This window comes from uncultured Dokdonia sp. (assembly GCF_937910895.1).
Taxonomy (GTDB): domain Bacteria; phylum Bacteroidota; class Bacteroidia; order Flavobacteriales; family Flavobacteriaceae; genus Dokdonia.
Map to the genome: position 1 here is coordinate 1 of NZ_CALEMI010000084.1, position 9,478 is coordinate 9,478.

General features: G+C 34.9%; 12 protein-coding genes. 1 reads left to right on the forward strand and 11 read right to left on the reverse strand.

The genetic code is table 11. From position 1 onward, the window contains the following. Positions 1-246: 246 nt before the first annotated feature. Entirely contained in the window at positions 247-1,113 is an 867-nt protein-coding gene (locus Q0505_RS10185; protein WP_299212409.1) for an alpha/beta fold hydrolase, read from the forward strand. Between the two features lie 12 nt (positions 1,114-1,125). On the opposite strand, the gene Q0505_RS10190 is transcribed toward Q0505_RS10185, so the two are convergent. The 11 genes from Q0505_RS10190 to Q0505_RS10240 all read right to left on the reverse strand — a co-directional run. Further along, entirely contained in the window at positions 1,126-2,907 is a 1,782-nt protein-coding gene (locus Q0505_RS10190) for a PDZ domain-containing protein (protein ID WP_299212411.1), read from the reverse strand. Between the two features lie 96 nt (positions 2,908-3,003). Further along, positions 3,004-4,542, reverse strand: a complete 1,539-nt coding sequence (locus Q0505_RS10195) for a polyamine aminopropyltransferase (protein WP_299212414.1) — start codon at positions 4,540-4,542, stop codon at positions 3,004-3,006. Positions 4,543-4,815: 273 nt separating this feature from the next. After that, positions 4,816-5,598: a hypothetical protein gene (locus Q0505_RS10200; protein ID WP_299212417.1), complete on the reverse strand. Its 783-nt coding sequence runs from the start codon at positions 5,596-5,598 to the stop codon at positions 4,816-4,818. A gap of 86 nt (positions 5,599-5,684) precedes the next feature. After that, positions 5,685-6,170: a DUF4178 domain-containing protein gene (locus tag Q0505_RS10205; RefSeq protein ID WP_299212419.1), complete on the reverse strand. Its 486-nt coding sequence runs from the start codon at positions 6,168-6,170 to the stop codon at positions 5,685-5,687. Between the two features lies 1 nt (position 6,171). Then, on the reverse strand, positions 6,172-6,984 hold the full coding sequence (locus tag Q0505_RS10210) for an ion transporter (protein WP_299212421.1): 813 nt from the start codon (positions 6,982-6,984) through the stop codon (positions 6,172-6,174). Next, positions 6,974-7,366: an adenosylmethionine decarboxylase gene (speD, locus tag Q0505_RS10215; protein WP_299212423.1), complete on the reverse strand. Its 393-nt coding sequence runs from the start codon at positions 7,364-7,366 to the stop codon at positions 6,974-6,976. Before speD ends, Q0505_RS10210 begins: the two co-directional genes overlap by 11 nt. A gap of 123 nt (positions 7,367-7,489) precedes the next feature. Beyond that, on the reverse strand, positions 7,490-7,990 hold the full coding sequence (locus Q0505_RS10220; protein ID WP_299212425.1) for a GNAT family N-acetyltransferase: 501 nt from the start codon (positions 7,988-7,990) through the stop codon (positions 7,490-7,492). Between the two features lie 44 nt (positions 7,991-8,034). Next, entirely contained in the window at positions 8,035-8,553 is a 519-nt protein-coding gene (locus Q0505_RS10225) for a DUF2975 domain-containing protein (RefSeq protein WP_299212427.1), read from the reverse strand. Between the two features lie 33 nt (positions 8,554-8,586). Next, positions 8,587-8,793 carry a helix-turn-helix transcriptional regulator gene (locus tag Q0505_RS10230; protein ID WP_299212429.1) on the reverse strand — a complete coding sequence of 69 codons (207 nt, stop codon included), beginning with the start codon at positions 8,791-8,793 and terminating at the stop codon, positions 8,587-8,589. Between the two features lie 3 nt (positions 8,794-8,796). After that, positions 8,797-9,270 (reverse strand): DUF2975 domain-containing protein, encoded by a 474-nt coding sequence (locus tag Q0505_RS10235; RefSeq protein ID WP_299212431.1) that lies wholly within the window; start codon positions 9,268-9,270, stop codon positions 8,797-8,799. A gap of 11 nt (positions 9,271-9,281) precedes the next feature. Beyond that, on the reverse strand, positions 9,282-9,478 hold a 197-nt coding region (locus Q0505_RS10240; RefSeq protein ID WP_299212433.1), incomplete at its 5' end, for a DUF2975 domain-containing protein.

Below are 9,478 nucleotides of genomic sequence, written 5' to 3' on the forward strand. Positions count from 1 at the left end.
TAACTGAGTTAAAAACTGAAAGAACCAAAATCTTCAAAATATAAAAGACCGCCTAAATTGTTTTTAGACGGCCTCATCACAGTTTCCAAAACATACTTTGAAGATATAAAAAGGGATATATTTTTACGACAATAATATATGTTTTAACCCCATAAAGTATACGTTTACCACAAATATACAGCTGTCGCGTCATTTTTTTTGAATACGAATAAAGAGTCTATTTATTTGCTTTCAAATACAATAGCTATGAAGCGATTTTTAAAATTCTCAAAACGGTTTTTACTCTTTTTACTCTTGGTATGTATATTGGCAATTACGTATATAAGATGTACCCGCCTAACCGATGAGGTCATGTATGAAATGAATGATGTTACGTATGATGTATATACAACCGGTCTCAATCATGAAGAATTCTTTTATGAAGTAGAAGGTGATGTAACGTTACACGCCGTGCTTTTTAAACCAGATTCTATAATTCCAATAGGCACAATTATTCATTTTCCAGGCGGTGGAATGCACATCCCCACATCTGAACAATCGTATACCCCTTTTTTAGAAAAAGGTTTTCAAATATTTAATTACGAACGTAGAAGTCTGGGACAATCTACAGGTGTAGGTAACAATTCAAAAGTATTGCTGGAAGATGCATTATATGTTTTTGATCAACTAGTACAGAATCCTCAAATCAAGAATACGCCTATTATTTTGTGGGGCCAGTCCATGGGAGGTCCCTATGCTACATCGGTAGCAGCAGCAAATCAGGACATCATTAGGGGACTTGTCCTTGAGGGAACTTTTTCTTCTTTTCCTGATATTGGAAAAGAATTTGCTCACATTCTACACCTAGAGCGTTTTAGTTGGATCGTTCCATTTATTATGAATAATGACTTCCCAGTAGAAGAGGTTATTAAAAAGATAACAAAACCTACGATTATTATTCACAGTACCAAAGATGAAACAGTCCCTTACGAATTGGGAGAGAAGATATACAAAGCGTCAAATAAAGAAAATACTGAATTTTGGACGGTCGACTCTAAACACATAGGCGCATTATACAAATATGAATCTGTATATCTTTCAAAATTTGAAAAGCTTATCAATAATAGAAACTAATTTATACTAGCCTTACTTAGGATCTAACCATAAATCACGTCTTTTCAATATTGTTTTGTCAGAAACATCGTTATCTAATTCAATCGTAAACGAAGGATCTTCTTGTAGTGTAGCTGTTGTTTCTTTCGTAGTTCCGTAACGCTCATAGGTAATGTTTAAGACATCGCTAGGACTCAATGCTGATAAGATATCACTGAAAGTGTTTTCCTGTGTTACAGGGATGTTATTAACGGTAATAATTTTGTCCCCATTTTCCAATCCAGCGTTATAAGCAGCCGTTCCAATCGTTGTATTCTGAGTGATGGCTCCGTTTGAAACAGTAACACCAAAAGAGGGAATCGTTGTGTCTTGAGATAGAGATACACCTACGCTTTCAAAAAGACGTTGCATCTCTGGCATCTCACTTTTATAGATATATTTCTGAAAGAAATGATCACCAAATGCATCTCCAGCATACTCCTTTAATAGTGCATGTAAATCTTCTATCGTGTAGGGTTTTTCTTTTTTGCCATGCTCCTTCCAAACAAGCTTCATATAATCGTCAAGATTTAAGTCTTTTTCTCTGAGAGATAAATCTAAAGCCAACCCAAGCGCACTACCATAGGAATAATACGATATAAACGTATTATTTCTGTTTACAGGATCTACGGCTGTGGCGGCATCTACAAAAGGCGCTTGGTAACTCATCTCTATAGGATTGAAAAACTTACGAGCTGGGGAGTTCCAAACATAATTAAAAGTGCTAGTGAGTCCTTGTATGTAGTCTTCTTTGGATAGAAGTCCTGCTCTGCGCATGATAAGACTCGTATAGTAACTGGTAAAGCCTTCGGCAAACCATAATGCTCCGCTCATATTGGCTTTTTCAAAATCAAAAGGTTCTAAACTTTGAGGACGGATGCGTTCCACATTCCATCCGTGGAAAAACTCATGAGATACGGTTCCTATATTTCGCTTCAAGCCACCATCAGCAAGACTTCGCGTACTAGTCAGAATTGTTGAGTTTCTATGCTCCATGCCATCGCCAGAGGCATTCGGGATATAACAGGCTAAAAAGAAATACGCACCATAATCATAAGAAGGAAGTTTCCCAAAAACTTCTTTTTGTTGTAGCACCACTTTTTTTACATCTTCAAAATAGGTATCTAGCTCGGCTTCGGTACCGTTATGATGAAGTACAAAATTAATAGTTTGTTTATCTACTTTAAAAGAGCGTATGCTATGATTACTAATCTCTGTAGGGCTATCCATAAAATACTGTAAATCTGCTGCATAATAGACATAGTTACTTTTTTTCTCTAATTGTGTGGCTACTTTCCAGTCAAGACCTTTACGAGGTTTAAAAGTGACTTGCATTCCCTTGTCCGCTAGACTTGGCATATACATAAAAGTTGCAGGCATATTGAGATGCGCATGTGTCTCATCTATCTGTGTGTAGGTGCCATCCCCTCTATTAGCAAAAAGAGTATACGACACATGAATGGTTCCGTCGTGACCTTCTACGTTCCAAGAATAGGGATTTGGACGTGTGGTATTGAGTACAATTCCTTTTCCATCTGTTACCTTTACATTATATATGTTTTTTGCAAATTCGTGAATCGCATACCTTCCGGGAGACGCTCTACTCATTCTAAAAGTTGCTTCTTTATCTTTTACATTTGAAAAAACAGCATTTACCTGTGCTTCGTGATGTACTGCATTTTCAAAGGAAATGGTATAGGATGTAGCGATTTTTCCTTTTTGAGCACTTGCCGTAAGGGACAGAAAAGCGATGAGTAGTAGGGTAAGATATTTCATAATTCGTATTTTAAATTTGTAAAGAACAGTATGTTTTCAGGCTGGGTACGCTTTCGCGAAAGCGTACTTAACCAAATTACAATACATCATTAGGATTTAATATAAATCCCAATTTCCTTGTTTGTAATAAAGATACAATGTAGGCTCAAAAATCGTATTGATTTTGACACCTGTTGTATCTGCAAGCGGTTTTCCAAAAGAAGCAATGCTTGATAAGGTTTCTTTGTTGAGCCACTTAAGTTGAAGATTTTCTAAATCAATGGTTTTTAAATCTTCTTTATATATGGGTGTTTTTTTTGCCAGAATCCAACCCCATTCTCCTAAGGTTAGCACTTGATTGTGGATAGGTAATGTGTGAAATCCAGCGGTTTTAAGGGTCTTGTCGATGCAATAAAAGGCTTTGGTTGCATAATACGGACTTCCAGATTGTGTGATAAACGTACCACCTTCTGCAAGATGATTATAACAAATCGTATAAAATTCTTTGGTGTATAATTTATTAAGATCTACATTATTTGGATCTGGTAAATCCACAAGAATCACATCGTACGTGTCGTTTGCTTGCTCTAAGAACGTATACGCATCGGCAGTAATGGTGGTGACTTTAGGATTTGAAAGTGCATTTTTATTTATGGATGTGAAAATGGGATTTGATTTCCCGAGATCAATCATCTTTTTATCTAAATCTACAAGGGTAATCGACTCAATAGCATCATATTGTAATAGTTCTCTAGCGATACATCCATCGCCTCCACCAAGGATAAGGATATTTTTTTTAGAAGCAGTCAATCCAAGTGCCGTATGCACCATAGGTTCGTGATAGAGATACTCATCAAAGGTAGATAGTTGCTGATTTCCGTTAATGTATAAAGAAAACCAATCACTCCATTTGGTAATGACTATTTTTTGATATTTGGTTTGTTCACTGAATACAATTTTGTCTTTATACTTTGCCTGTTCTCCAAATAAAACCAAAGGCTTTGCAAAGATTAATCCACCTAAAACAACTAGAAATACGCTTAGGTATGAGATCCATAAAACACGCTGAAGTTTTTGCGAGATATGCGATTTAAGAACATAAAATAACCAGAAGGAAACCACAAGATTGACCAGCCCTAATACAAACGGGGTATAGGTTAATCCTAAATAGGGGAGTCCGATAAAGGCAAAAAATAACCCTCCCAAAAGACTGCCGTAATAATCTTTTTCTAAGATGTTAGAAATATTAAGTCGTAACTCTTCATAAGAGTTATTAATACGGGTTGCAAACGGAATTTCCAAACCTATGAGTAATCCTATCGCGATAGACAATAGATAGATAATAATCCAAGAGTTATTGGTATACCCATAAATGATATAAGAAGCGATGGCAGAAAAAGAGACTAATAATGAAAGAAGTAACTCTGCAATGACAAAATAAAAAACAATATTAGAGCTAAAAGACTTGCTTATCCTACTTCCTAGTCCCATAGAAAATAACATAATAGAAACGATTAACGTAAACTGTAAGATGGCATTTCCTATAAAATAACTCGCTAATGTAGATAAGACATATTCTGCAACAATACCACTAAAACCTGTTGCAAATAGGGCTATTTTCAATACAAGCGATTTCTTTTTATTTGATATGTTCAATATAAAATTTCTTTATTAGTGAAACGCTTTTTTGTAAAGTCTGAAAGACGCATACAAAATAGTTAGTTGAGCTAATCTCGCTTTTTCAGCGGGATCTATGGTTTAATACTTTATTTAGTGAAACTCAATTTTTAGTAGTTTGTAAAACGCACTCAAAATGGTAAGCTGAACTCATCCCGGTTATAAGCGGGATTTTTTTTGAGACTTAATACCTTAACCTTTTAGCCGATCCCTTTTACTCAGTTTAAGACTTCACTACAAGGTTATGAGTTTTTATTTTCCGATCCCTCCTGATCGAGAACGCGTAGAGGAAGAGCTTTTGTAACGAGAGCTACTACGACTACTTTTTTTAGAAGACGTAGTGTATGATTTCCAAGAATTACTAGATCTTCTTCTACTAAAAAAGGAAGGGCGCTTGGTTTTTTGATATGCACTACTAGTACCGTATCTATTAGTTCCGTTAGGTTGTGTTCCATAATAAGATCTTCCGCTAGCACTGGCTGTTCTATAACCAGCATAATCTCTTTGGTAGGTAGGTCTTCTTAACATCCAATACCAAAATAATAAACTAGGACCATTTGAGCGCCATCTTCTTTCAGATCTGGAATTGGTATTATTTGCTGTATTGGTACTGTCTTGCGTTTTTGATACCTCTTCCCATTCTCCATATTTTGGATTTCCAATCGCCCATCCAAACCCTACAGGTTGTGCATTTCTAGAAAGTTTCCCTCCATGATTAGATACGATCTCCATGCCTAAATCTTCCTCATGTTTTTTAAAGAAAGATTCATTGACAGGTTTCCAAGAGAGAGAGTCTACAACAAGAGAATCATCAATTACTTTAAGGACATGATACTTATGTTCAAAAAGGCGTTTATTATCTTTTTCAGAAATGTTCATATCATCCAGAACGATAGAGAAGTCGGTCCCTCTTAATTCTCTTATAATTTTGTCTGATGGCTCTGTAGTTACCTTGACACTTTCCATCGTATCTCCACAAGAAATACTAAGTGCTGAAAAGAGAACAACCAAGGCATAATAAAAAGTAGACTTCATAAGGACGAATGATTATATGTTATAGGATTTGCTAAAGTACTATTTTTTGAGTTTTAATAAAGGCTTAAAACTTTACAAGGACTTCACTAGTTTTGTTTTATGTTTTTTAGTGCTTTTTCTTTGAGCTCCACACCATAATAGACAGCGAGTGTTCCATCTTTTTCTTTTTCTATTGTAAGTAGGGTATCATCACTTGCATAAAACATAAAAACTTCTGTTTTTTCCCAACTAGTACCCAACGTTTGATTTTTACAACTCCCTCTATAATGTTCTTCCTGTTCATATTCTTTTCCGTCATAGATGATAAATTTAGTCGCAATACCATCTTTTAAAGTTTCGTCTGGGATAAGTACGCTTTCGCTAAAATAGATTTCGTAGGCGCCCTGATAACGTTCTACTTCCAAGAAAGCTTCGTTGTTGTTTTTTGAACGTATTTTGTATTCGATACTTTTTCCGTCAACACCCCAATCATAATCAGATAGTTCTATCACCTCCCAAGGAGTGCTTTTATATTTAAAAGTGGTGCCTACTCTAAGGGCATTAAGTGCTATCTCTTCTTTATTTCCAAACATATTATTTCTTTAAATCCTTTCCACAATGCGGACATTGCTCACAAGGAGTTTTTTTTATTTTCTTTCTACTGTGTTGTATTTCCTCAATATACGCTGAACTAATAATTCCAGTGGGTAATGCGACAATCCCAATTCCTAATAATGCGATCACACCACTTAAAACCTTTCCTATTCCCGTCACAGGATAAATATCTCCATATCCTACGGTAGTCAGTGTCGCAACCGCCCACCATAAAGCTTCGCCTATATCTGAGAAAGCTTCTGGTTGCGCTTCATTTTCTATATTATACATTAATGTAGCAGAAAGGATAAGAAGTAACGAAACAATAAACACGGTAATTAAAATATCACTCTTTGTTCTTCTGAACACCAACGTAATTAATCGTAAAGAATTAGAATGTCTATTGAGTTTTAAGAGACGCAAAAGACGGAAGAGTCTAAGCACACGAATCACACGCAAGTCTATCTTTATAAGATAAGGTAAGTAAAAAGGAAGTACCGAAGCAAGGTCAATGATTCCCATAAAAGATCCTATATATTTTAATCTTGCTTTATAGGGTTTTACATCTTTGTATTCTAGATCGGCTGTCCAGATTCGTAAGAGATATTCGATAGAAAATACGATGATAGAAATAATCTCTATATACCAGAATAGGGTTTTGTAATCTTTATTGATATTTTCATAGGATTCTAAAAATAAAGCAATTACATTAATGATAATAAGCGCAGAAATGAAATAGTGTACAAAAACATCTGCTTTACTATTGTTTTGATCTTCGTCTAGTAAATTATATACCTTCTGTTTAATTTTCATTTTTCATGGCATTAAGTGCTTCAATTCTTTTTAAGGCACCTCTTTTACTATCTTCTTCTTCATAGTGTGTTGCTCCAAAGGCTTCTTTGAGCCATAAAATACCAGACTCCAATGAGTAGGATTGATGACACGTAAAAATATCCAAAGCAACATAATTGTGTTCTGGCCACGTATGGATGGCGATATGACTTTCTTGTATCACAATAACGCCACTTATGCCTATGGGAGAAAACTCATGGATCGTCGTATTAATGACAGTAAGTTGCATCATACCTGCTGCCTTCAGTAAGACCTGCTCAATAAAATCTCTAGAATTTATTTTTTCAGGGTCACAACCGTAAAAATCAATCGTTTTCTGATATCCGAGATGCGTGTTGTTCATAATTCAAATATAATGGAATATGTAAAAACTAGACATCTTTCAGAGCCTATTACTTGTTAGAATAGGATAAAGAGGTTGAGTACGCTTTCGCGAAAGCGTATCAAAGCATAAAAAAGTAAGAATTTAATGATTCCAATCCCAGTTGATCATCTCCCATAAAGTACCATCGGTGATTTGGGTTTCTAAAATGATGAATCCAACACGCTTATGGGCTTCTATAGAATGTGTGTTTGCGGTCGCAACTTCGGTAAATAAACAATCGTAAGAGTCTCTTAGGGCTTCTTTGTAAAAGGTATACATACCTTTAAAAATGCCTTGACCACGATAAGGCTTGTCTATACATATCTGTTCCATCGCCACATAGTTTTTCTCTTTGAGGAGTCTGTCGCTGGTTTCAAACATAGGAGTGAAAATAGGCATCTCATATTTAAAATTTCTAAGCATTACGAGCGCATACCCCGCAACACGATCCCCATCCATTGCGAGAATATGCGGACAAGCATCATTCATTTTTTTTAAAATATCAAACGTATAAGGCACGGTAATATACCCTTGTTTTTCTCTGTCTTGAAGAGAAGTATTCGCTTTGAGATTGCGTTTTTGAATCGCTAGAATTTCATGCAATTCTTTATCAGAAGTAGCTCTTTTTTAGGTAAGCATAAAGTGTTTTAGACCGTTAAATCATTTTCAGTTTGTATCTCAATTCCTTTTTGGAAGACTTTTGAAATAATAAAAATAATAGCGGCAAGAAATAAAAATTCTTTTCCTCCCCAAGTGAGTGGAATCTCAAATCCTTTTTTTATCAATCGCTGACAATACTGATCTGCAATAATTGAAATAATACCACAGGTAAGTGCTGTATGGCTTATTTTTGAAATAAGATGTGCTACTTCTTGTGTAAAAGGGTGTGTGATGTCACCTACATTGGTTATTTTAATAACAAGATAAGCAATATAAGCTTGCAGGCTTACTATTGTAATTAATAAGGAACCAACACTTACAAATTGACCAATACTCGCATCGCGAAGCTCAAATAAATCAAGCCCTAGATATATATTGTTGGCCCCTTCAGGGTTCCAAGCGCTCCATCCAAAATTAAATACTAATGCTCCTGCTTTAATAAGAAATCCAATAAATAACACCCAAAATATAAATTTTAAGATGCTGAGAAGTTGATGTGTTTTCATAAGATATATAAATAATGTTGTGATTGAAGTATATTAGTTTTTGGTATATTCAAGGATATCTCCTGGCTGACAGTCCAATGCTTTACAAATAGCTTCTAGTGTAGAAAAACGAACCGCTTTTGCCTTTCCAGATTTAAGAATAGACAGATTTGCTTCCGTAATGCCCACAATCTCTGCAAGCTCTTTACTTTTCATTTTACGCTGTGCCAGTATGACATCTAAGTTGATGATGATGGACATAGGTTATATGGTTAGATCGTTTTCAGATTTGATCTCAAAGCCTATACAAGACATCTCCGATATAATGAGAATAATAAACCCGATGAGAGCAAGTAAGAAGTCCATAAAAAGAATACCAATGAGTGTTCCCTGATTTGCACTATTAAAAAGGCGGATACTATCAAGTGACAAGGCTACTAGTCCTGAAAAAAGAAAAATAATGCCAGCTACATACATCAGCTTTTTAGATGTTTTTGTAAAAAAACCTCTTTTTATAATTTCATACATACATTTGAAACTTATGATAAGTCCAAAGAAGATAACAATAGATTGTATCAATCCAATAACTAAATTATATTTTCCAAAAACGATCTTACTTTCTGTAGACTTTGAGATTTCTGCGAAGTAGTCTGCAAGAAAAAAGTACGATAAAAAATGTAAAATATAAACAACTATTAATAATGTGATAATGCCAAGTAAAATTTTAATTTTAACCATAATAGTGTTGTTTAGATCGTTAATTCGTTTTCCTTTTTCAGTTGACTCGCTTTTTCAAAAGCCTCACTTAAAAACAAAAAGAAAAGTCCGAGAATAATAAATACAAATAAAGTTGAATCCAAGCTGAACCCAATCTGACTTTCCAAAAGAAGTGTTATAACCATTTTGGCAACAGTAGCTCCTATGCCTATCATAATAAATAATTTAC